Consider the following 22,774-nt stretch of genomic DNA (forward strand, 5'->3'; position numbering starts at 1 on the left):
GCCCGCCATCGTCCGAGGGCCTGTCGACAAACTGACAGGCCCTCGGGAACGGTCGGGATCAGAACTCCGTCGGGATCAGAACTCCGTCGAGGTCGGGGCGGCGGCGATCGAAGTGCCGAAGTGGTGATACCCGTCCTGCGTGTTGATGTCCGGCACGTGGTCCTTCTGGAACAGCAGGATGATGTCGGAGCCGCCGAAGAGGAAGTAGCCGAACTCTTCGCCCTTCGGCACCTGGTTCTTGGAGATCTGCATCGTCATCCTGACCGACGAGATCTGCGCCATGCCCACCGGGACGATCGCGACCAGCCCGAGGTTGCCGTACGGGGACTTGGCGGTGTCGATCACGATGACTCCGCGTCCCTGGGTGAACTCGTAGCCGTCGGTGCTGTTGTCCGGGGCGTCGAACTGCCCCTTGTCGTCGATCCTGACGTCCAGGTACGCGTTCTCGTGGATGGTGAAGCACTCGATCACCCGCCCGGCCACCGGGGTGTGGAACCGGTGGTACGAGTACGGGGCGAGGAAGTAGTGCACGAACGTTCCACCAGCGAAGTCCTTGCCGTACGCGCTTCGCCCACTGAGGAGCTGCGGGATCGTGGTGACCTCGTGGGTGAGCTTGAGCCGCAGCGGATCGGTCGGGTGGATGGTGGAGTTGTCGTCGATGGGGTACGTCATCTTGTAGATGCAGTCGGCGGGCATGGTCACCGTGCGGTTGTGTTCCGGGTCGGTGACCGGGCGCAGGCCGGGGTTGAGCTCGCGGGCGAAGAACTGGTTGAACGTGAGCCAGCCACTCGGCTCATTGGGCTTGCCGTCGACCATCGAGTCCTCGACGCGGTAGCGCGGTGAGAGCTTGAACGACTCCAGTTGCTTCTCGCTGAACGACGCCGTCGTGTCGAGGAAGCTCCCCCAGGCGTCGATGTATCGGACCAGCCATTCCTTGAACCACGGATCGTTCTGCACGATCCTGTTGCCGTCCTTCGCGACCTTCTGGTCGATGAGGTAGTAGAAGTGGCACAGCCGGTCGTAGACCTCCTGCTGCCCGCCCTTGTCGTCGGACCAGGCAGGACGGGAGTCCTGTTTCGGCGCCCACTTGGCGAACGTCTCCAGATAACCCAGGTAGCCGGGGACGTCCTTGGGCCATTCCAACGCGTCGAACAACGGCTTCCTGAGCGACTTCTTCGCCTCCGCGTGCGCTTGCTCGAGCGAGTCCTTCAGCAGGCCGGCCAGCCCCTTGTCCGCGGCGAGTCTGGCCTTGAGTTCATCGATCACCGCGGTGGAGGTGAACGTGGTGGTCATCGTCGGGCTCCTCTCCTCGATGGGATTCCCGCCCCTGTTCGAGGTTCGCCCGTCAATCCTCCAGCGCTCTCATTCCTCCGGCAAACGCTGCCGCGGACCGGCGGCCGGCCCCTTCGGCCGTCCGCCACGGTGTGTTCCGCGTACGCCGCGACGGTCCGTGACCGGCGTCGGTGACCACGGCCCGCGAGGTGGGCGGTCAGGTCGTCCGGGGCGAGGACAGCCGGCGGAACGGCGGCGCCGCCCTCCGCGGGCACGGTGAACCGGGGCGCGCGGCACCCGAAAGGACGGGATCGCCGCGGGCCCGGCTTCGGGGCCGGCGCCGGTGGGCAGTCTCCCGGGCGGACATTCGGCCGCGAGGAGGAGGACGGGATGAGCCAGGACGAGACCGTGGTGGCAGCGGGGACCGTGGGGACGGAACGGACCGGGGACGGCGGCGGCGAGGACGGTCTGCGGCGCTCCGCCGCGTTCCTCGTCGACGAGGCCCTCGGCTTCCTGTTCCCCGCGGCCCTGCGCGCCGCCGCCGACGTCGGGGTGGCCGACCACCTGGCGGACGGCCCCGCCACCCCCGCCGAACTCGCCGCCGCGACGGGCACCGACACCCGCAACCTCTACCGGGTGCTGCGACTGCTCGCCACCCGGGGTGTGGTGTCCGAGGACGCGCAGGGCCGCTTCACCCTCACCGACGCCGGCCAGGCGCTGCGCGGCGACGTCCCGTACTCGGTGCGGACGGCCGTCCAGATGCTCACCGACCGCACCATGTGGCGCCCCGCCGGAGAGCTGACGCACTGTCTGACCGAGGGCACCACCGCGTTCGAGAACATCTTCGGGATGCCGTTCTTCGACCACTTCGCCAAGGACGAGCGCACCGCCGCCGTCTTCCACGTGGGCATGGCGGCGATGTCCGACCAGGAGAACGCGCCCATCGCGGCCGCCCCCGACTTCCCGCCGAGCGGCACGGTGGTGGACATCGGCGGCGGCCACGGCGGTCTGCTGCTGGAGGTACTGCGCCGCAACCCGGGCCTGGAGGGCGTCCTCTACGACCGCTCCCACGTCCTCGCCGGGAACCGGCTGGGCGCGCACCCGGAGATCACGGGCCGCTGGACGGTCCAGGAGGGTGACTTCTTCGCCGCCGTGCCCACCGGCGACGTCCTGATGCTCAAGCGGATCACGCACGACTGGGACGACGACGCGTGCGTGACCCTGCTCGGCCACTGCGCGCGTGCGCTGCGCCCCGGCGGCCGGGTGCTGGTGCTGGACGCCGTGGTCCCTCCGGGCAACGAGCCCCACCAGTCCAAGGACCTGGACCTGATGATGATGGCCTCGCTGACCGGTCGCGAGCGCAGCGCGGGCGACTTCGCGGAGCTCTTCGCGCGGGCCGGACTGCGGCTGTCCCGGGTGATCCCCACACCGACCGTGCTGTCGGTGGTCGAGGCGGTCGCGGCCTGATGCTTCCCTGACCCCTCGTCGGCTGTCCGGGCCGCCGGTCGGCTTCGGTCCGGGCACCGGTCCGGGCGGCGGCGCGGGCGGCCCGTACGCGCGTGTCACCCGGCTGCCGGGAGGCGGCCGGGTGACGGGGCTGCGGGCCTGCGGACGTGCGGGTGGGTCAGTTCCCGGTGGGGCGACGGCGGCGGGAGACCACCACGAGCGCCGCACCGGCGGCGACGGCCGCGGCGGCAACGCCGGCCTCGGTGCCGAGGCCCTCGGCTCCGGTGGCGGCGAGCTGCCCGGGGCGGGCGGCGACGGTACCGGTGGTGGTGGCGCGGGTGGTGGGTGCGTAGCGGGTGCCGGTACCGGAACCGGTGCTGCCGACCGCGGCCTGAACGACCTGGCCGGCCGGGGCGGTCGGGCCGGGCGTGGCGGTGTCCTGCGGTGCCGGGGAGGCGGCCGGCGCCTGCTCGGTGGGCTGAGCGGAGGGCTGAGCGGTGGGCTGGCCACCGGCCTTCGCGGCGGCCTCGTCCTTGGCGCGGGCCGCGTCCCAGCCGTACTCCAGGAAGCCCAGGACGGCCTGGTCGCTGCCCTCCAGGGCCGCGAGGGCGGCCTGCCGGACCGCCGGGCCGCCGCTCTCGGCGATCTGCGAGACCCTCACCCGGTGGTCGCTCATGCGCACCGCCGCCAGCTCGGACTCCAGGAAGCTGCGCAGGCCGGCGGCGTCGCGGTCGAGCGCCTTCCGGGCGGCGCTGCGGGTGTGCGGGCCGGTCTGCGGGTCGGCGACGATCCGCTCGATCTCGGCGTGGTCGTCCTCGGCGCGGGCCGCGAACTGGCCCTCCTTGAGGAACTTGACGATGTCCGCGTAGGTGCCGTTGATGGCCTCACGCGCGGCCTTCTGCACGGCGGGCCCGCCCTTGGCAAGGATCTGGGTGACCTCGACGCGGTCGTCACCGGCGCGCACCTCGGCGAGTTCGACCTCGATGAAGTGCCGCAGCGCGGTGGTGGTCCCGGCGTCCAGGGCCTTCTGGGCGGCCACCCGCAGGCGTCCGCTGGTCTGCGGATCGGCGAGGATGCGTTCGATCTCGTTGCGGTCGTCCTCGGCGCGGGCCGTGAACTGGCCCTCCTTGAGGAAGGCGATCAGGGCCTCGTGGGTGTTCGCGGTCACCGCGGCCACCGCGGCCCGCTTCACGGCCGGGCCGCCGACGGCGAGGGCCTGGAAGACCTTCACCCGGTCGTCGATGTAGCGGGCGTTCTCCAGGCCCTCCGCCAGGTAGTGCCGCAGGGCCTCGGCCGTTCCGACGTCGAGGGCCTTCTGAGCCTCTTCCCGGACGGATATTCCGCTGTCCTCGTCCGCGAGGATCCGCTCGATCTCGGCGCGGTCGAGCTCCTCCTGGGTCACGCCGCCCTCGGGGGCGGCCGTCCGGGGCGCGGGGGCGCCGCCGGGCTGGGAGGCCTCTGCGGTGTCGGGCCCGGCGACGCCGGCCGGCTGGGGAGTGTCGGCGGCCACGGCCGACGACGGGAAGAGAACGGCAGGGGCGAGGACCGCGGCCGCGACGACGGCGGTGACCCGAGGAAGCTTCATCCGGCAGAACCTGCTCTGTACGAAGAGTCTGTGAACGCACGAAGCATAGAGCGTCCGGGCCGATCGTCACATCCCCTTCTTGTCAGGGGAGTCGGGCGGAGTCGGCCGTCCACCGCCGGACGGCCGCGGACGGGCAGACTTGGCCCATGGGTCACGATGACGAGGAGCGGCGGCCGGTGCCCGCCGAGCTGCGCGGATACCTGGGGGAGGTCGTCCGCCGGGTGCGGGCGGTGTGCGGGGCGCGGCTGGTGAGCGTGGTGGCGGTCGGGTCGGTGGCGCTCGGCGACTACCGGCACGGCCGCAGCGACGTGGACGTGGTGGTGGTCGTCGAACCGGGCCTGCCGGCGGCGGCCCTGCGGCGGCTGGCCGGGGAGCTGGCCCATCCGGGGCTGCCCTGTCCGGCGGCCGGGCTGGAACTGGTGGTCCACGACGCGGAGTTCGCCGGGCGGCCGGTGGGCGGTCCGGGGTTCCTGCTGAACCTCGACACCGGGCCGCTGCTGGCGGAGCGCGCCGACCTGGACGGTGCCGGGGCGGCGGCGTTCTGGTTCGTCATCGACCGCTCGATCGCGCACCGGGCCGGGATCACCCTGTGGGGCGCGCCGGCGCGCCAGGTGATCGCGGAGCCCGCGTCCGCCGACCTGTTCGCCGCACTGCGCGCCGCCGTGCGCGAGCACGCCGACGGGCCGGGGCACCGCGCGGAGGACCGGGTGCTCAACGGCTGCCGGGCGGTGGTCTTCTGCCGCTCCGGCGGATGGTCGGCCAAGCGGGCGGCGGCCCGGGAGACCGCAGCGGCCGAACCCCGGTTCCGGGCGCTGCTGGAGGCCGCGGTGCGCGGCTACGAGCGGCCACGGGCGGCGGCCGGGGCGGCGCTGCCGGACGCGGAGGTGCGGGCGTTCCTGGCCTGGGCGGCCGAGCGGGTGGCGGAGGCGGGCGAGTGAGACCGGCGGCGAGGCTTCGGGTGGCAAGGCTCAGCGGCGAGGCTCAGGCGGCGACGGGGCGCGTGGCCGCGAGCAGTTGGTCGAGGGTCACCAGGCGGTAGCCGCGTGCGCGCAGGCCGGTGATGACGGCGGGCAGCGCGGCGACGGTCTGCGAGCGGTCCTCACCGCCGTCGTGCATCAGGATCACCGATCCGGGGCGGGCCTGGCTCAGGATCCGGTCGGCGATGACCTCGGGGCCGGGCCGCGACCAGTCCTTGGCGTCGACGTCCCAGAGCACCGTGACGAGGCCCAACCCGTCGACCGCACGGAGCAGTTCGGGGCTGCGCCCGCCGTACGGGGGGCGCAGCCAGCGGACCGGGCGGTCGTCGCCGCAGGCCTCGGCGAGCACGTCACGGGTGTGGCCGAGCTGGCGGGCGAGGCCGATCGGGCCCAGGTCGGGCAGGTAGGCGTGGGACCAGGTGTGGTTGCCCAGGGTCTGGCCCGCGTCGGCGATCCGACGCACCACGGCGGGGTGGGCCAGGGCGTTCAGGCCGATGCAGAAGAAGGCGGCCGGGGCGTCGTGGCGGTGCAGTACGTCCAGCACCCGCGGGGTGAACTCCGGGTGCGGGCCGTCGTCGAAGGTCAGCGCCACCAGCGGTCCGGCGTCCTCGCGTCCGGTCAACAGCCGTCCTCGGGAAGCGAGTTCGCTCTCGACCGGCGCGCTGGCCCGATCCGCGGCCGCGATCTCCTCCTCGCGGCCGCTCATCGTCCAGGCCGCGGCGGGCAGCGCCGTGAGGGCCTCGGCACGGGAGCGGCCGAGCGCGGCGAGCGCCTCCGCCGTCGCACCGCCGTCCGCGAGGAGCGGTGGGTCGGCACGCAGCACGGGCACCCCGGCGGCCGTGAGGGAGGCGTCCATGACGCCGTTGGCGCTGTCGACGACCACGGTGAGGCCGTCCGGGGTTCGGGCCGCCAGTTCGATCAGCCGGGCCACCGGCCGTTCCACGCCGCAGTGCTCGAACACCTCGACCGCCCCCGGCACGGCGATCCGGTAGCCCTCACGCGTCACACCCACACCCGCGAACCGCACCGTGCTGCCCTCCCTGGGAACGATCGAGGCCGACGGGACGGCTCCGGGCACCACGCGGGGTCCCGCCCCCCACAGGCGTCCCCGACGGCAGGCAGCCCAGATCATACGGACGCCCGCCCGCCAGGACGATAGGGCGGAACGGAATGAATCCGATGACACCGGCGCGTGATTGACGCCGAGACAGGAAACGACAGGACAGGACACGAAAGGTCGCGACGGGGAGCGGCCGGGTGAGCCGGGGTGCTCTCCCTAAAGTGGGGCCATGACCGATCCGCAGCCGACCTCGCCCTTCCACGCCGCCAACGCCGATCCCGCGGTCACCGGCCGGTTGGTCGCCGCGCTGGACGCGCAGGCCGCCAACGCCGGGGTGCGGCGGCTGCGCGCGTGGGCGCACGAACGGCTGGCGGTGGCCCCCGGGGAGCGGGTGCTGGACGTCGGGTCCGGCACCGGTTCGGAGACGCGGGTGCTCGCCGCGGCGGTCGGGCCGGGCGGCAGCGCGATCGGCCTGGAGCCCAACCCCGGACTGCGTGCCCTCGCCGAGCGGCGCGCCGCCGAGGCCGGGAGCGCGGCCCGCTTCCTGGACGGCGACGCGCTCGCGCTGCCGCTGCCGGACGCGGACCTGGACGCGGTGCGGTGCGAGCGGGTCCTGCAGCACCTGACGGATCCCGCGCGGGCCGTCGCGGAGATCGCCCGGGTCCTGCGGCCCGGCGGCCGGGTCACCCTGCTGGACACCGACTGGGCCACCTTCATCCTCCACCCCGCCTCCCCCGGCGTCCGTTCCGCGCTGGCCACGGTCGTCCGGGACGCCGCCGCCACCCCCGACGCCGGGCGCCGGCTCGCCGGCTGGCTGGCGGAGGCCGGGCTGACCGTCGACGCGATCGGCTCCGACGTCCTGCTGCACGACCCACGGTCCGTCACCTGGCCCCTGGTGCGGGGGCTCGGCGCGGCGGCCGTCGGGCGGGGCCTGATGAGCGTGGAGCAGCGCGACCGGCTCTACGAGGACCTGACGGCCGCCGCCGAGCGGGGCGCCTTCCACCTGTCGGTGACGATGTTCGCCGTCGCCGCCCACCGGCCGCGCTGACGGCACCGCGCCACCGCTCTCCCGGGGGGCACCGGACGCCGGCGCTCCTGGCGGGGCCGACGGCCGCCGCGGGTGGTCGGCCCCGGGGCAGAGAGAGGCGTCCGGACTACTCCTCGGCCCCGGATCCGGCGGCCGGGTGCCGGGAGGGGAGCCGGCGGGTGAACAGGACGGCGGCGGCGGTGATGCCCGTGCACGCGAGGACCGCGGCCTTGAGTCCGTTGATCTGTGCGTCCTGGTAGCTCTCCACCACGGCCGCGGCCTCCTCCGGCGGTATCCCGGGCTGCGCCGCCAGCGCCGCCGCCACCTGGTCGGCGGGCACGAACGACAGCCCCGCCTCCACCCGGACCCCGGCCTGCTCGGCGACGGCGGCGGAGACCCGGGGGTCGCTCTCGATCCGGCTGGTGACGGACGTCGCCAGGGCGCCGATCAGGATCGCGCCGATCAGCGCCGTCCCGAGCGAGGAGCCGAGGTTCTGGGCCGTGTACTGCAGCCCGCCCGCCTCGCTGCGCTCCTCCTGCCGCACGCTGGACTGCACCGTGTTGCCCAGCTGGGAGGCGAGCATCCCCATGCCGATGCCGAGCAGTGCCATCGCCCCGGCGAACGAGCCGCCGCTCAGCTCCGGTCCGATGACGGTGATCAGCCACAGGGTGGCGGCGACCAGGACCAGCAGCCCGGCCCGGACGATGGTGCGGGGCGAGGCGAACCGCAGCAGCAGGGAGCCGGACATCGACGCCGCGAGCATGGTGATGGACACCGGCAGCAGCCGCAGGCCCGTCTGGAAGGCGTCCAGGCCCTGGACGACCTGGAGGTAGAGCGGGATGACGAAGAACAGGCCCAGCAGGACGGTGTTCTGGTTGAACAGGGTCGCCAGGCCCGAGCGCAGCGTCCGGTTGTCGAACAGGGCGAGCGAGACCAGCGGGTCGAGGCCCTTGTCCTCCCGGCGGCGTTCGTGCAGGGCGAACGCGTAGATCAGCGCGCCCCCGAACGCCACCGCGAACAGCGTCGGGGCGAAACCGAGGACGGTGAACGGCGGGTTGCGGGGCTGGACCCAGCCCCAGGTGCCGCTCTGCAGCACCGCGAGCACCATCGCGGCGAGGCCCGCGGCGGACAGCACCACGCCCGCCACGTCCAGCCGGGGCCGCCGCTCCGGTGGTGGCTGCGGCGGCACCCAGCGCATCAGGAACAGGATCACGACGACCAGGACCACCTCCCCGGCGAACACCAGCCGCCAGGTCAGGTAGGTGGTGACCCAGCCGCCGAGCAGCGGCCCCACCGCGATGCCGGCACCCGCGAGTCCGCCGACGACGCCGTAGGCCACGGCGCGGTCGCGGCCCCGGTAGGTGCCGGCCACCAGCGCCGCCAGCGCGGGCAGGACCAGCGCCGCGCCCAGGCCCTCGATGACCGACCACCCCAGCGCGAGCACACCCACCGTCGGGGCCACCGCGGTCAGCCCCGACCCGACCGCGTACACGACGAGCCCGACCACGAAGACCCGGCGCCGCCCGTACATGTCGCCGAGCCTGCCGCCGGTCAGTATGAACGAGGCCATGACCAGGGTGTAGAGGGTGATGACGGCCTGGATCGCGGTCACCTCGGTGTCGAAGTCCTCGACCAGCTGGCTGATCGACACGTTCATCACCGAGGCGTCGAGCACCATGAGGAACTGGGCCGTCCCGAGCACGACCAGGGTCTTCCAGCGGTTCACCACGTCACCACCACGTCACCCGTCCGTCCACCGCGTCACCCGCCTGTCCGCCGCGCGCCGCGCACGCGCGGTCAGCTGCCGAGGATCCGGGCCTTCTGGGCGGCGAACTCCTCCTCGGTGAGTACGCCCTGGTCCTTGAGCGCCGCCAGGTCCTTGAGCTGGTCCAGCTTGTCCTCCATGGTCGGCGCGGCTGGCGGTGCGGCGGCCGGCGGGGGCGGGGGCGCGGCGGGCTCGGCGTAGGAGCCGGCCTGCGGGGCGTCCTGCTGCGCCCAGCGGCCGGCCTGGCGGCGGGAGACCCGGTTGGAGACGGCGGTGGCCGTTCCGGCGACCACCGCGGTACGGGCGACTCCGCGGAGCAGTCCGGGCATGGCTTCCTCCTGGGGTGAGGGGGGTGAGGGAGGGGTCGGGCTCAGCTCGCGGCGTCGAGCCGGTCGAGCGAGTCCAGCACCGTCAGCAGGTCCTGGACCGGGACCCGCCCGCCGGCGACGAGGCGCGCGTCCTCCCGGCGCAGCGCGGACACCAGCGGCGCCGCCCAGCGGTTCTCGTAGAGGAGGACGGCCGCGGAGTCGCCCGGTTCCAGCAGTGCGCCGGCCTCGGCGACGTCGGACTCGCCGAGCACGCCCGAGGAGGCGCCCTCGAAGACGGTCAGGTCGAGACGGCCGTCGCCGGTCACATCGGCCAGTTCGGCGCCGACCACCGTGCCGTCCGTGTCCTTGCGGACGAAGGTCAGGTCGAGGATGCGGATGATGCCGCGGTCGACCAGGTCGACGAGCAGGGGCAGCCCCTCGCCGGTGAAGTGGCTTCCGGGGAACGCGATGACCAGGTAGTCGATGGGGCCCAGGTCGTCGAGTTCGCCGCGGGTGTCGGGTTCGCTGCTCACGTCGGCTCCTGTCGGAGGAGGGCCGGCCGACGGCGTCGGCCGGGAGCCGGCCCCGGACGCTGCGGTGAAGCCGACCCTCGGCGACGCTAACCCGCCGGGCCCGCCCTCCGGCTCACCTGTTCGGGGTGACCCGAGCCGTGACCCGGGCGCTCCCTCCGCCGGGGGGAGCGCCTCACCCCGGTGGGGTAACCCTGCTCGCCGTCCGCCCGGCCGGGCCCTTGGCTGGTGTCCACGGCGACCGTCCGCTCGGTGCCGTCGTTCCGCCCCGGACCGCCCAGAGCGAGGAGCCGCCCGCATGCCACCGGACGAGTCCAGCACACCGCAGCCCGACCGCCCGGAGCCCGTCCGCCCGGACGCGGGCGAGCTGGAGGCGCTCCACCACCGGGTCGCCCAGCTGGAGGCCGAGGCCCGGCGCGGGCCGCAGCACCACCGGCTGCGCACCACCGGCGCGACCGTCCTGGTGATCGTGGCCTCGGTGCTGTCGCTGCTCGCGGTGATCGCGGTCTGGACCCACGACGAGATCACCGACACCGACCGGTTCGTCGCCACCATGGCGCCGCTGGCCCACAACCCCGACGTACAGAACGCCCTCGCCAACCGGATCACCGATGCCGCGACGGAGCAGATCGACGTCAAGGCCGTGGTCAACGACCTCTCCCAGGCCGCCGCCGAGCAGGGCGTGCCGCCCCGGCTCGCCCAGCTGCTGGGCGGGCTGACGGGTCCCCTGGAGGGGGCGCTGACCGACCTCGTGCACGGCGCCGCCACGCGGGTGGTCACCAGCGACGCCTTCGCCACCGTGTGGGAGGACGCCGTACGGGCCGCGCACGGCACCATGGTCAAGGCCCTGACCGGGCAGGGCGGCGGCGCGGTGGAACTGAAGAACGACGAGGTCGTGATCGACATCGGGCCGATGGTGGAACGCGTCAAGACCGAGCTGGTCAACGCCGGTTTCGCGCCCGCCGCCAAGATCCCGGAGGTGCACACCTCGTTCGTGGTGTTCTCCTCGCCCGACCTCGCCAAGATCAAGGGCTGGTTCCGGCTGCTGCAGATCCTCGGCTGGTGGCTGCCGGTCATCACGGTCCTGATCGCCGCGGCCGGCGTGCTGACCGCCTTCAACCGCCGCCGCGCACTCGTCGGCGCCGCGCTCGGCATCGGGGCCGCCATGCTGCTGCTCGGCATCGCCCTGGCGGTCTTCCGCTCCTACTTCCTGGACCACCTGCCCGCGGACGCCTCACAGGCCGCCGCCGGCGCCGTCTACGACGCCCTGGTGCACTACCTGCGCGTCGGCGTACGGATGATCGGCTTCCTGGCGGTGGTCGTCGCGCTCGGGGCGTTCTTCATCGGTCCCTCGCGCGCCGCCGTGACCATCCGCTCGGTGACCGGGCACGGGGTCGCGGCGCTGCGGTCCTCCGCCGACGCGGCGGGGTTCCGGGCCGGGCCGGTGGAGCGCTTCGTCCGCCGCTGGAAGCGCTGGCTGGGCGTGCTGATCCTGGTCGTCGCCGCCGTGGTCTTCGTCCTGTGGGACCACCCGACCGGGATGGTGGTGTTCTGGTTCGCGGTGGTCGTGCTGGCGGCCTTCGCCCTGCGCGAGTTCTTCGCCCCCGCCCACCCGGTCACCCCCGCGCCCCCGTCCCCCGCGCCGACGCCCCCCGCCCCGGCCGGGGCGGGGGGCACCGAGCACTGAGCACACGCCGCTTCGCTCCGGGGCTCACTCCAGGACGATCGCCTTGGCGCGCTGGTACTCCTCCTCCGTGATCGAGCCGTCGCGCTTCAGCTCCGCGAGCCTGGCCAGCTCCTCGGCCGCGCTGGCCGGCTTGGTCTCGGTCGCGGCCGCGTCACGCACGTAGGTGCGGAACTCCGCCTCGGCCTCCTTCGCGCGCGCCATCTCGCGCATCCCCATGCCCTTCCCGCGGGCGATCAGATAGATGAAAACGCCCAGGAACGGCAGGATGATCAGCAGCACGCACCAGCCCGCCTTGCCCCAGCCGTTCACGGAGTCGTCCCGGAACAGGTCGCCGAAGACCCGGAACAGGAGCATGAACCAGAGGATCCAGAGGAAGATCCACATGGTCGTGAGGAAGATGTTCAAGAGCGGATAGCTGTCCATCGCCCGCCTCCGGAGGAGAAGCCGAACCCCCTCGCGCCCACCGTCGCCCACCCCGCCCGCCCGCGCACCACCCCTGACGGGTGAGCCGGGTGTCAGTCGGCGGGGGTGCGGAGGGCGCGGGCGAGGGCGGCGGCGGTTCGGCGGACGTCGGCTTCGGTGGTGCGCCAGTTGCTGAAGGCGGCGCGCAGGGCGGGGACGCCGGCGTAGTGGGTGGGGGTCAGGAACGCCTCGTCGGCCACGGCGGCGGCCAGGGCGGCGAGGCGTTCGGCGTCGGGCTCCTCGGCCAGGGTGAAGCAGACGACGTTCAGCCGGACCGGGGCCAGCAGCCGCAGGCCCGGCGTGGCCGCGACGGCCTCCCCCAGTGCGCGGGCGCCGGTCACGCAGCGCTCGACGATCTCCCGGTGGCCGTCCCGGCCGTAGGCGCGCAGGGTGAACCAGGCGGCGAGGGCGCGCAGCCGGTGGGAGTTCTCCGGGGTGAGGTGCACCAGGTCGGGGTGCTCGCCGAGCGGGCCCAGGTAGGCGGCCGCGTTGCGGAACACCTCGGCCTGGAGGTCGGGGCGCCGGGTGAACTGCACGGCGCTGTCGTACGGCACGTTGAGCCATTTGTGCAGGTCGACGCAGATCGAGTCGGCCCTGTCCAGGCCGGCCACCAGGTCGGCGTGCTCGGGGACCAGGGCGGCGAAGGCGCCGAACGCGGCGTCCACGTGCAGCCAGCAGCCGTAGCGGTCGCGCAGGTCGGCCAGCGCCCGCAGGTCGTCGAAGTCCACCGTGTTGACCGTGCCGGCGTTGGCCACCAGCACGCAGGGGCCGTCGGCCTCGGCCAGCGCCCGCTCCAGCGCGGCCGGGTCCACCGCCTCCCGCCCGCGCAGCACGGGCACCGGTACCAGGGCGGCCCGGCCCAGGCCCAGCACGGACAGGGCCTTGGCGACGCTGGAGTGCGCGCTGCCCGACAGCACCCGCACCCGGCCGAGCGCGCCGGTGCCGTCCCGCGCCACGTCCACACCGAGGCGTTCGCCGAGCCATTGGCGGGCGACGGCCAGGCCGACCGTGTTGGACATGGTCGCGCCGCTGACGAAGGTGCCGCTGTGCGCGGCGGAGAGCCCGAAGAGTTCGCGCAGCCAGCCGACCGTCTCCCGCTCCAGCTGCTGGCCGGCGCCGTCCAGCGAGGAGTTGGAGTTCTGGTCGGCGGCGGCGGTCAGCCAGTCGCCCGCCAGCGCGGCCGGGGTCGCGCCGCCGGTGACGAACCCGAAGTAACGCGGCCCGGCCCCGGCCGAGAGCCTCGGCTCCCAGCGCTCGGCGAACTCGGCCAGCGCCACCCGCAGACCACCGCCCCGGTCGACCAGCGGCGTCCGGGCGGGCGGGTCGGCCGGCGGGACCACCGGCCGCTCGTCGAGCGAGCCGAGGAAGGCGGCCGCGGCCTGCCGGGTCTCCTCCAGCAGGGCGGGCAACCGCTCCAGGTCGGCGGCGAGTTCGGGGTGCATGGCGCGCTGTCTCCGGTCGGTCGGCTGTGTGTCGTCGACGGTAGCCGCCGGGCCGCACGGCGTCCCGGTCCAATCCGCGGCAGGTGGCCTGATCGGACACGTGCTCGGACGGCCGACGCCCGGAACGGGTCGGCGGGACCGGACCGGCGGCTTCAGGCGTGCAGGGGCGGGCCGGCCTGGCTGGTCACCAGTTCCCGGTAGGGGGCGCAGCGGGCGAGCAGGGTGGGGTGGTCGGCGGCGTCGACGACGGCGCCGCCGTCCATCATGATCACGTGGTCGGCGTGCTGGACGGTGGAGAGCCGGTGGGCGACGACCACGACGGCGCTGCGGCGGGCCAGTCGGTCGACGATCTCGCGGAAGCGCAGTTCGTTGAGGCCGTCGAGCTGGCTGGTGGGCTCGTCCAGCAGGACGATGTCGGCGTCGGCGAGCAGTGCGCGGGCCAGGGCCATCCGCTGGCGCTGGCCGCCGGAGAGGTCGAACTCCCGGCCCAGGACGGTGTCCAGGCCGTGCGGGAGGCGTTCGACGTCCTCGCTCAGGCCGACGGTGGCCAGGGCCCGGGCCAGCTCGTGCTCGTCGGCGGCGCCGGCCCGGCCGAGCTGGAGGTTGTCGCGGGCGCTGGCCTCCAGAAGGGTGAACGCCTGGTCCACGTACGCCATGCGGGCGCGCAGTGCGCCGAGCGGCCAGGCGCGCAGGTCGTGGCCGAGGACGCTGACCGATCCGGCGCCGGGGCGCACGAAGCGGCCGACGAGCGCGAGGGCGGTGCTCTTGCCGGCGCCCGAGGGGCCGACCACGGCGGTCAGTCCGGTGCGCGGGATGCTGAAGGAGGCGGCGCTGAGGGCGGCGCGCCGCGCGCCGGTGTGGGTGTAGGAGACGGTGCGGAAGACCACCGCCGGGGCCTCGGGCGCGGGGACGGGCGCCGTCCGGGCGGCGTCGTCCGGCTCCGCCTCGGGGGCCAGCGCGAGGAGTTCGTTGCAGCGGTCGCGGGCGGCCAGCCCCGCCTGGAGGCGGCCGAACCCGGTGGCCAGCGTGTTGACGGAGGGGACGGTCTGGAGCAGGTAGAGCAGGAACGCGGCGAAGGCCGCCACCTGCAGCCGGCCGGCCGCCAGCCGCGCGCCGCCGGTGAGGATGACCGCGATCATGGCGAACTGGTTGCCGAGGGTGAGCACGGCCGGGACCAGGGCGCCGAGGCGGGCGCCGGTCAGCGAGACGGCGCGCAGGTGCTGGGCGTCCTCGGCGAGGACGCGGTCGGCCAGTTCCTCGGCGCGGTAGGCCTTGATGGTGGTGAGGGCCTCCAGGTCGGCGGTGAAGCGCTGGGCGATCCTTCCCACCGCGTCCTGCTGTCCGGTGACGTTGGCCCGCATCCGCCGGGTGATCACCAGGACCAGGGCGGTGAGCAGGGCGAGCGCGGCCACGGTGACCACGGTGAGCACCCAGTCGATCCACACCATGACCGCGAGGGTGGCCAGCACGCTGAGCGCGGCGAGCGGCAGCTGCATCGCCACTTCCACCACCTGGCCCAGCAGTTGGGCGTCGGAGGTGACGCGGGCGGCGAGTTCGCCGGTGCCCCGGGCCCGGACGACGGGCAACGGCAGGCGGAGCGCGTGGGCCATCAGGGCGGTCCGCAGCCGGTAGGTCATCCCCTCGCCGACCTGCGCCAGTTGGAAGCCGGAGAGGGCCTGGGCCACCGCGCCGATGAGGGCGGCGGCGGCCATCATCAGCAGTCCGGGGGCGAGCGAGCGGTGGTCGGAGAAGTCGCCGACGATCCGGCGGACCAGCAGCGGGAGCGCGAGAGCGGCGGCGGTGGCCACCACGGCGAGGGTCAGGGCGGCGGCGAGGCGGACCGGCTGGGCGGTGAGTTCGCGGCGCAGCCGGACGAACGGCGGCGCGGGGGCCGGGGCGGGCGCGGAAGCGTCGGCCGGGGCAGCGGCACGGGCCGGCTCGGCGGCGTGGGCGGGCGCGGGCGCGGGCCGGTCGGCCACGGAACACCTCTCTCCTGGGGCGGGACCGTCGGGAAGCGGCGGTGGCCGCCGCGACCGGGACCCGGCCGGACGGTCCGTGGACCCTCCGGCCGGGTCGACCGTCACGGGCCGCCCGTGCGGGCGGCCGGTCGGGTCAGAGACAGAGCAGGGTGCTGACGGTGCTGGTGCCGCAGTTGAGGACGCTCAGCGAGCTGGTGCTCGCGAGGGTGTCGTCGATCGGGGCCGCCTCGGTCTCGGGCAGCTCCAGGGTCTGGAGGTCGAGGATCGCCATGACGTTCTCCTTCGGTTGCGGTGTACCACCCGGCCGGGCGGCCGGGAGTCGGTGGGGGCGCGGCCGGCGCGCCCGGGTCGTCACCGGGGCGCGGGGGCCGGGCCGGTGAACGGGAGGAAGGGGGTGCCCGCGAGGGCCGTGCCGAGGGCCAGCAGCACTCCGGCCGAACCGGTCGCCAGGTCCGTCGACAGGCGCAGCAACTGGTCGCCGGGGAAGGCGAGGTGACCGTGGTAGGGGACCTGGTGGAGCGCCAGCAGGGCGCGGTGCCGGGCCGACCGGGTCCACGCCGTCGCCGGGTCGCCGGTCAGCGCGAGGTAGCCGAGGAGTCCGGCCCGTCCGTTGAACAGGCCCGGCTGGATCACGAACTCCGGCTCGGCCGCCTTCCGGATCGGCGCCTGCCGCTGGGCGAGGGCGCTGCCGGGCCGGTGGGCGAGGAGGGCGGCCAGGGCGAGGCCGATGCCCGCGCTGCCCGTCTCGACGTAGGGCAGCACCCGGCGCCGGTCGACCACCTGCAGCGTTCCGTCGGCGACCGTGACGCAGCGGTCGAGGTCGAGTTCCAGGAGGGCCTCGGCCTGGTCGAGCAGGGCGCGGTCCCCGGTGTGCTCGTGGAGGCGGACCAGGGCGAGCGCGGCGCCCGAGGCGCCGGCCAGCAGCCCGGCGCGCCGTCCGGCGTCGCCGCGACCGGTCTTCTCCCAGGTCATGGCGGCGCTCCTGGCGGCGCCCAGTGCCTCGTCCAGCAGCCGTTCGTCCCCGGTGGCCCGGGCGAAGTGCAGCAGCGTGAGCGCGATCCCCGGCCCGCCGGAGGCCAGCGTCGGGGCCGAGGCGGGTTCGCCCTCGGCTCCCGCGGCGGCGGCCAGGCGGCGCAGGAGCTCGACCGCCTGCTCGGTCTCGCCCAGCAGGTCCAGGACGTAGGCGACGCCGTGGCCGCCGTGGTACAGCCCGGGCACCGGGGCGCGGTCGCGGGCGGCGGCGGCCAGCCACCGCACGTGCGCGGGATCGACGGCGGCCCCGGTGGCGTGCAGGGCGTAGAGCACCCCGGCCGCGCCGTGCGCCAGGCCGAGCCCGCCCTGGGTGAACTGGGCGATGTCGCCCGGGAAGAGCCGGTCGGCGCGCCCGGGGGTGGCCGCGGCGGCGATGCCGGCGGCCAGCGAGTCCCTGATCGCCGGCCAGTCGGCCACCGGGGCCTCCAGCAGCGCGCGGGTCCCGGCGCGGCCGGCGGCCAGTTCGGGGCGGGGCGTGCGGCCGTCCTCGGGCGAGCGGGCGAGGTGGCGGCGGATGTCGTCGGTGTAGCCGGGCGGTACCGGGAAGCGTCGGTCGATCGCGTCGGCGAGCTCGCCGGCCTTGTCCGCGTCCAGCGCGGTGAGCTGGACCAGCGGGTAGAAGAGCCAGAGCCGCAGCGCCGCCAGCGCGTACCGGTCGATGTCGGGCCCGGTGACGCCGAGTGGTGCGGTGAAGCCGGCTGCGCCGAGTGCCGGGCGCAGGAAGTCCTCGACGGTGCTGGCGAGTTCGAAGTCGATGAAGCTCAGCCCACCGTCCGGTCCGATGATCAGGTTGCGGGGGTGGAGGTCGCCGAAGACGACGCCCCGGGCGTGGATCTGCCCCAGGGCCCGTTCGACCTGGCCGACGATCGCCAGGGCCTCCCGGGTGTACCGGGCGACGGCCTCCTCGTCGGCGTCGGGGTGGATCAGCGGGTAGCGGGCCGTCAGCCACTCGCTCAGGGACTGCCCGGCCACGTACTCCTGGACGAGGAACTCGTGCTCCCAGGCCGTCAGCAGCCCGTGCTCGGCGGGGACCCCGGGGACGCCGGCCAGCCGGACCAGGACGGCGTGCTCGTTGCGCAGCCGGGTCACCGCGTCCACGCCGCGCTGGTCCAGCCCGGCGAACGGGCGGGCCTCCTTCAGCACCACCGGCGGGCCGTCCTGCCCGTCGCGGGCCAGGTAGACGCCGCCCGCGTTGGAGAAGTGCAGGACCCGCTCCACGGTGTACGGCAGCCCGGTGTCGCGCTGGACGGCGCGCTCGGCGACGGCCGGGGCGATGCACGCCGGCACCGGCGCCCAGGCGGGGACCGAGAAGGCCGTCCCGCGCACGTCCGGAACCAGCCGCCCGTCCGGCCCGACCAGGGCCAGCACCCGCTCGCCCGCCTCGTTGCGGCAGTAGCGCTCGGCGAAGCCCCCGTACCGCAGGTACAGCGGGCCGTCCTGCCAGCGCAGGTCGCTGAGGATGTAGGGCCCCCGGCGGCCGGCGAGCAGCGCGCCGAGGCCGTCGAGACAGCGCTCCAGCTCGGCGTCGTCCACCGGGTAGAGGGTGCAGAACTTCCCGCTGGAGCCGCGGGGCGCGTACTTGGAGTTCTGCACCTGGAGGATCGGCAGGCCGCGCAGGAACTTGAAGGTCACGTGTTCGCGCAGGCAGTAGGCGAAGACGGTCTCCAGCACCTCCTCCGCGTCCTCGACGCACGCGGAGACGTGGATCTTCCAGCCCTGGTCGGGGATCCGCACGTCGACGGGACGCACCACCGCCCACATCTCCAGGTCCCCGTGCTCCCAGCCGGCGGGCAGCGGGCGGGTGACGGCGTCGAACTCCTCGTGCGCTCCCCAGCGCCGGGGCGAGTCGTAGAAGATCGGATCGGCATAGGCGTAGGCCTCGTACCGGTTGTCCAACGGAACCCTCCTCGGGGCGGGGGGTCGGCGGCGGGCGGCGGCGGTGCGGAACGGGTGATCGCGGGACGGGAGAAGTGCGGGGTGGAAAGCACGGCGCGGAACGGCCCCGGGCACGACGGAGCGGGGGTGTACGACAGGGGGCGGGACCCGGAAGCGGGATTCCGGTATGGCGATAAGGCCATCCGAATATTGGGTTCGCCGCCACGACTCCCGCAACGGCGCGCATTCCGCCCGCACGACCGGAATCGCGCACCCCGGGCGCCCGTCGCGCCACTGCGCGAGCGGGGCGCGGGGCCGCGCGCCGTCCACGGCCCGTCGGCGGTCGGAAAAACCGTCCGGGGGCGCACAAAAGGCGCGGGCGGCGGGGGCGTCACTCCCCCACGGAGATGGCGTCGACCTGGCGCGACGCCCTCGGGCGAGGGCCGACGGACGGACGCCCGCGCGGCGCGGGCCGGCCGCTCGAGGCCCGGCGCACGCCCGGCGCGCCACCCCGTCCGGCCGCCCGGGGCACGCCTCCTCCTTCACCCAACAAACCGAACAGGTGCCCGCTGTTTGATATTGCCGTTCTATTTCAAGAGTATTTCAGCCGGTCGGGAAATTTGTTTTCCCTTGACCGACCGGGAGCCTCATCGGAATGATTCGTTCGCACGAGTCCGACCCCGAACACCACTGGCGCCCCATCAGCAGCACGGGGCCCGCCAAGGGATCAGCAGCACGGGGTCAGCGGCCGAGTTGCGCATAGGCGGCCGTGCCGTGCAGGACGGCGCCCGCGGTGCGGGCCGCCTCCAGGCTCCGGCCGAGCACCTCCGCGCCCTGCTCCGGGGTGAGGTCCATGAGGTCCGGCGGCCACGTCCCCGGCGGTACGAGCAGCACCACCACGACGGCCCGGCCCTCGGCGGCCGCCACCCAGCCGGGCGAGGCGTGGACCTCGGAGGAGGGCTCCCACAGCTGCCGGCCGCCCACCAGGACGAGCCGGCTCAGCACCCGGCCCCGCAGCCCCACCACGGCGGTGGTGGCGGGCGGCTCCCCCGCCGCCAGCACGAAACCGCTGTCCACCGCGCTCTCGACGAACTCCTCGTACAGCCGAGGGCCGATCTCCACGATCAGCTCCGCGTACGGCGGCCCGGCCGCCGTCGCACGCACCGCCAGGGCCCAGACCATCGGCGCCGATCCGCCGTCACCCGCTTCGTCCGCCATACCCCCTTCAACGAGCCGGCCGCCCGATCGGAGCGGCCCGCCTGCGCAGCGGCGCCCACCGCTCGGGCGAACGGCCGATCGGGTCTGGCGCCCGCCCCCGCCGCCGGGCGAGGGTGGAGGAGCCACCGAGTGTCCCCCAGTGGAAGGAAGCCGAAATGAGCGAGACGATCGCGGGTGTGCGGATCCCGGACAGCGCACTGGCCGCGGAGGCCACCGAACTGGTGCGGGACGCCGCCTCCCCGCTGCTGTTCGACCACTCCCGCCGGGTCTTCCTGTTCGGCTCGCTGCGCGGCGCCGAACAGGGACTGGAATTCGACCCGGAGCTGCTCTACGTCGGCGCGATGTTCCACGACCTCGGGCTCACCGGCCGCTACGCCCGCACCGACCAGCGCTTCGAGATCGACGGCGCCGACGAGGCCCGCCGCTTCCTGCGCGCCCACGGCATCACGGGCGAACCCGCCGACCGGGTGTGGACCGCGATCGCGCTGCACACCACCCCGGAGATCCCGCTGCACATGGCACCCGAGATCGCCCTGGTCACCCGTGGCGTCGAACTGGACGTCCTCGGCATCGGCTACCACGCCGTCACCGACGCCCAGCGCGCCGCCGTCACCGACGCCCACCCCCGGCCCGACTTCAAGAACCGGATCCTCGCCGCGTTCACCGAGGGCATCAAGGACCGGCCCGCCACCACCTTCGGCAACGTCAAGGCCGATGTGCTGGCCCACTACCTGCCCGGTTTCGAGCGCGGCGACTTCGTCGAGGTCATCAAGGACTCCGCCTGGCCGGAGTGACGGGCGCTCCGCCTCCGAACGGCGGGTCCGGGCCGGGTCACCGGGGCCGGGCCCGGGGCGCCCCGTGATCTTGCGGGGCGCCCACGTCGTCCCCCCGGGCGGGCCGGGTCAGACTGGTGGCAGGAGGCAGCCATGACCGTGACCAGGGTCGCCGTGGTGACCAGCGAGGCCGGCGCCGGGCTCGACGGCGACCTCGCGCCCGTCGTGGCGGCGCTGACCGACCGGGGACTGGCGGCGGAACCGGTGGTGTGGGGCGGCGGAGCAGCGGCCTGGGAGCGGTTCGACCTGGCCGTCGTCCGCTCGGTGTGGGACTACGTGGAGCGGCTCGACGAGTTCCTGCGCTGGGCCGACGACACGGCGCGCGCCACCCGGCTGTGGAACCCGGCGCCGCTGATCCGCTGGAACTGCGACAAGCACTACCTGCGCGAGCTGGCCCGGCGCGGGGTCGCCGTCGTACCGACCCGGTTCCTCGAACCCGGCTCCCCGCACGACACGGCCGACCCCGCGGAACTGGACGGCCCCGACGGCGTCGTGGTCAAGCCGATCGTCTCGGCGGGCGCGCTGGACACGGCCCGTTACGAGCCCGGCCACGCCGAGCAGGCCGCGCGGCACGCCCGGACGCTGCTGGAGCGGGGCCGTGGCGTGATGGTCCAGCCCTACCTGCCCCGGGTGGCGGAGGGCGAACGCGCGCTGGTCCTGCTCGGCGGGGTCTTCAGCCACGCGGTCCGCAAGGGCCCCCTGCTGACCGAGCCCGGGGTGATCGACAACGACCGCCACCCGCACCCCGGCCTCGCCCCGTACCGGCCGACCGGGGCGGAGCTCCGCACCGCGCTCGCGGCCCTGGCGGCGCTGCCCTCCCCCCGCCCGCCGCTGTACGCCCGGGTGGACCTGGTGCTCGACGGCGACGGGCGGCCGCTCGTCCTGGAGCTGGAGCTCGTCGAGCCGAACCTCTTCCTGGACACCGTTCCGGACGGCCCGGCGCGCTTCGCCGACGCGGTGGCGGCGCTGGCGCGGCCCTGATCCGCCGCTCCCGCGGCCCCGGGAATGGACCGGGCGGGGCCCGTGTTGGAACCGGATGAAAACGACTTCCATTGCAGTGGAGGGGCTCCGGCCCACCACCGCGCGACCCCGGGAGGACACCCCCATGGCCCGTAGCGAACTTCGCCCGGTGATCAAGCTCCGCTCCACCGCGGGCACCGGCTACACCTATGTGACCCGCAAGAACCGCCGTACCGACGCGGACCGGATGGTGCTGCGCAAGTACGACCCGGTGGTGGCCCGGCACGTCGACTTCCGCGAGGAGCGCTGACCCACCGCACCGGCCCGCACAGGCCCGACCCACACCGACCCGAAGGAGCCCCCTGTGAAGACCGCCATCCACCCCGCGTACCGGCCCGTCGTCTTCCGCGACAAGAGCGGCGGCCTCTCCTTCCTGGGCCGTTCGACGGCCACCGGTGACCGCACGGTCGCGTGGGAGGACGGCCGCAGCTACCCGGTGATCGACGTCGAGATCTCCTCGGCGAGTCACCCGTTCTACACCGGCCGCTCCCGCGTCCTCGACACCGCCGGCCGGGTCGAGCAGTTCCACCGGCGCTACGGCGACCGGTACTGACCGAGGCCCCGCGGGGCCGCACCCCATGCTCGGGTGCGGCCCCGCCGCTCTGGTGACACACCTGCGGCGCGGGACATCATGGCGTCCATGGGGAGACCGAGGGAGATCATCGACTGTGGGGACCTCACGCTGCGCCGGTGGCGGGGAGAGGAGGACTTCGCTGCGGCGCTGGTGCTGTTCGAGGAGTCCCGGGAACACTTGCGGCCCTGGGTGACCTGGGTCACCGGGAACAGTGAGGAGGACACCCGGGGCTTCCTCGCGCGGTCCTGGGTCCGGTGGGAGGAAGGCGAGGTCTTCAACTACGCCGTCGAGGCCGGGAACGGCGAGCTCCTCGGCATGTGCCAGGCCTACTGCGGCGCCGATCCCCGGGGGCGGGGGCTGGGGTACTGGCTGCACCCGGCCGCGACCGGCCGGGGCATCGCGACCCGGGCCGCGGCGGCCCTGACCGCCGAGCTGTTCACGCTGCCGGACGTGGACTTCGTGGAGATCGCGCACGACCTGGCCAACACCGCCAGCGCCGCCGTACCGCGCCGGCTGGGGTTCACCGAGGTCCGCCGCGGGCCGGGAGCGCCGCCGCTGCCTCCCGCGGGCAGCGGGATCGAGGTGGTCTGGCGGCTGGATCGGCCGGCGGCGGGGACGGCGCAACCGGGCTGAGCGGCCGGACGTGCGGGACCGCCGGTCCCCCGCCCCCCGGACGAGCCGG

General features: G+C 74.6%; 21 protein-coding genes. 9 read left to right on the plus strand and 12 right to left on the minus strand.

From position 1 onward, the window contains the following. Nucleotides 1-75 precede the first annotated feature (75 nt). Entirely contained in the window at nt 76-1,293 is a 1,218-nt protein-coding gene (locus ACFVUH_RS17015) for a phosphatidylserine decarboxylase (protein ID WP_387913991.1), read from the minus strand. A 369-nt stretch (nt 1,294-1,662) separates the two neighbouring features. On the opposite strand from ACFVUH_RS17015, the gene ACFVUH_RS17020 reads away from it, so the two are divergent. After that, entirely contained in the window at nt 1,663-2,739 is a 1,077-nt protein-coding gene (locus ACFVUH_RS17020) for a methyltransferase (protein ID WP_387913993.1), read from the plus strand. A gap of 157 nt (nt 2,740-2,896) precedes the next feature. Here ACFVUH_RS17020 and ACFVUH_RS17025 read toward each other — a convergent pair whose 3' ends face one another. Next, a complete protein-coding gene (locus ACFVUH_RS17025) occupies nt 2,897-4,303 on the minus strand; it encodes a hypothetical protein (protein ID WP_387913995.1) in 1,407 nt (468 codons plus the stop codon). Between the two features lie 146 nt (nt 4,304-4,449). Here ACFVUH_RS17025 and ACFVUH_RS17030 point away from each other — a divergent pair, with 146 nt between their 5' ends. Beyond that, nucleotides 4,450-5,241 carry a nucleotidyltransferase domain-containing protein gene (locus tag ACFVUH_RS17030; protein WP_387913997.1) on the plus strand — a complete coding sequence of 264 codons (792 nt, stop codon included), beginning with the start codon at nt 4,450-4,452 and terminating at the stop codon, nt 5,239-5,241. Nucleotides 5,242-5,284: 43 nt separating this feature from the next. Here the strand turns inward: ACFVUH_RS17030 and ACFVUH_RS17035 are convergent, their stop codons facing one another. After that, nucleotides 5,285-6,292, minus strand: a complete 1,008-nt coding sequence (locus ACFVUH_RS17035) for a polysaccharide deacetylase family protein (RefSeq protein WP_387913999.1) — start codon at nt 6,290-6,292, stop codon at nt 5,285-5,287. Nucleotides 6,293-6,569: 277 nt separating this feature from the next. Here ACFVUH_RS17035 and ACFVUH_RS17040 point away from each other — a divergent pair, with 277 nt between their 5' ends. Next, nucleotides 6,570-7,388 (plus strand): methyltransferase domain-containing protein, encoded by an 819-nt coding sequence (locus ACFVUH_RS17040; protein ID WP_387914000.1) that lies wholly within the window; start codon nt 6,570-6,572, stop codon nt 7,386-7,388. Nucleotides 7,389-7,494: 106 nt separating this feature from the next. Here the strand turns inward: ACFVUH_RS17040 and ACFVUH_RS17045 are convergent, their stop codons facing one another. The 3 genes from ACFVUH_RS17045 to ACFVUH_RS17055 form a co-directional block, all read right to left on the minus strand. Beyond that, a complete protein-coding gene (locus ACFVUH_RS17045) occupies nt 7,495-9,093 on the minus strand; it encodes an MFS transporter (RefSeq protein ID WP_387914001.1) in 1,599 nt (532 codons plus the stop codon). Nucleotides 9,094-9,164: 71 nt separating this feature from the next. After that, nucleotides 9,165-9,461, minus strand: coding sequence for an SHOCT domain-containing protein (locus ACFVUH_RS17050; RefSeq protein WP_355363417.1), 297 nt, complete (start codon nt 9,459-9,461; stop codon nt 9,165-9,167). A 41-nt stretch (nt 9,462-9,502) separates the two neighbouring features. Then, nucleotides 9,503-9,973: a DUF6325 family protein gene (locus ACFVUH_RS17055; RefSeq protein ID WP_387914003.1), complete on the minus strand. Its 471-nt coding sequence runs from the start codon at nt 9,971-9,973 to the stop codon at nt 9,503-9,505. A 295-nt stretch (nt 9,974-10,268) separates the two neighbouring features. On the opposite strand from ACFVUH_RS17055, the gene ACFVUH_RS17060 reads away from it, so the two are divergent. Then, on the plus strand, nt 10,269-11,657 hold the full coding sequence (locus ACFVUH_RS17060; protein WP_387914005.1) for a hypothetical protein: 1,389 nt from the start codon (nt 10,269-10,271) through the stop codon (nt 11,655-11,657). A 24-nt stretch (nt 11,658-11,681) separates the two neighbouring features. Here ACFVUH_RS17060 and ACFVUH_RS17065 read toward each other — a convergent pair whose 3' ends face one another. The 6 genes from ACFVUH_RS17065 to ACFVUH_RS17090 all read right to left on the minus strand — a co-directional run bounded on the left by ACFVUH_RS17065 (nt 11,682) and on the right by ACFVUH_RS17090 (nt 19,665). Further along, a complete protein-coding gene (locus ACFVUH_RS17065) occupies nt 11,682-12,080 on the minus strand; it encodes a PLDc N-terminal domain-containing protein (protein ID WP_387914007.1) in 399 nt (132 codons plus the stop codon). 92 nt (nt 12,081-12,172) lie between these two features. Then, nucleotides 12,173-13,561, minus strand: coding sequence for a pyridoxal phosphate-dependent decarboxylase family protein (locus ACFVUH_RS17070; protein ID WP_387914009.1), 1,389 nt, complete (start codon nt 13,559-13,561; stop codon nt 12,173-12,175). Nucleotides 13,562-13,713: 152 nt separating this feature from the next. Further along, complete coding sequence (locus tag ACFVUH_RS17075; RefSeq protein WP_387914011.1) at nt 13,714-15,540, minus strand: ABC transporter ATP-binding protein; 1,827 nt, start codon at nt 15,538-15,540, stop codon at nt 13,714-13,716. A gap of 133 nt (nt 15,541-15,673) precedes the next feature. Further along, entirely contained in the window at nt 15,674-15,811 is a 138-nt protein-coding gene (locus ACFVUH_RS17080; protein ID WP_350571418.1) for a SapB/AmfS family lanthipeptide, read from the minus strand. A gap of 80 nt (nt 15,812-15,891) precedes the next feature. Then, the gene (gene lanKC / locus ACFVUH_RS17085) at nt 15,892-18,468 is read right to left on the minus strand and encodes a class III lanthionine synthetase LanKC (RefSeq protein ID WP_387914013.1); all 2,577 of its coding nucleotides are present in this window, start codon (nt 18,466-18,468) and stop codon (nt 15,892-15,894) included. A gap of 720 nt (nt 18,469-19,188) precedes the next feature. Next, nucleotides 19,189-19,665: a hypothetical protein gene (locus ACFVUH_RS17090; RefSeq protein ID WP_387914015.1), complete on the minus strand. Its 477-nt coding sequence runs from the start codon at nt 19,663-19,665 to the stop codon at nt 19,189-19,191. A 155-nt stretch (nt 19,666-19,820) separates the two neighbouring features. Between ACFVUH_RS17090 and ACFVUH_RS17095 the strand changes: the two genes are divergently transcribed. The 5 genes from ACFVUH_RS17095 (at nt 19,821) to ACFVUH_RS17115 (ending at nt 22,725) form a co-directional block, all read left to right on the plus strand. Then, the gene (locus ACFVUH_RS17095; RefSeq protein ID WP_387914016.1) at nt 19,821-20,459 is read left to right on the plus strand and encodes an HD domain-containing protein; all 639 of its coding nucleotides are present in this window, start codon (nt 19,821-19,823) and stop codon (nt 20,457-20,459) included. 132 nt (nt 20,460-20,591) lie between these two features. Beyond that, the gene (locus tag ACFVUH_RS17100; RefSeq protein WP_387914018.1) at nt 20,592-21,479 is read left to right on the plus strand and encodes a RimK family alpha-L-glutamate ligase; all 888 of its coding nucleotides are present in this window, start codon (nt 20,592-20,594) and stop codon (nt 21,477-21,479) included. Nucleotides 21,480-21,603: 124 nt separating this feature from the next. Continuing rightward, entirely contained in the window at nt 21,604-21,768 is a 165-nt protein-coding gene (gene rpmG / locus ACFVUH_RS17105) for a 50S ribosomal protein L33 (RefSeq protein WP_355363397.1), read from the plus strand. Nucleotides 21,769-21,822: 54 nt separating this feature from the next. Then, the gene (locus ACFVUH_RS17110; protein ID WP_387914019.1) at nt 21,823-22,071 is read left to right on the plus strand and encodes a type B 50S ribosomal protein L31; all 249 of its coding nucleotides are present in this window, start codon (nt 21,823-21,825) and stop codon (nt 22,069-22,071) included. Nucleotides 22,072-22,158: 87 nt separating this feature from the next. Further along, entirely contained in the window at nt 22,159-22,725 is a 567-nt protein-coding gene (locus ACFVUH_RS17115; RefSeq protein WP_387914021.1) for a GNAT family N-acetyltransferase, read from the plus strand. Nucleotides 22,726-22,774 lie beyond the last annotated feature (49 nt).

The sequence above is a fragment of the Kitasatospora sp. NPDC058032 genome, from assembly GCF_042885845.1.
In the GTDB taxonomy this organism is placed as follows: Bacteria; Actinomycetota; Actinomycetes; order Streptomycetales; family Streptomycetaceae; genus Kitasatospora.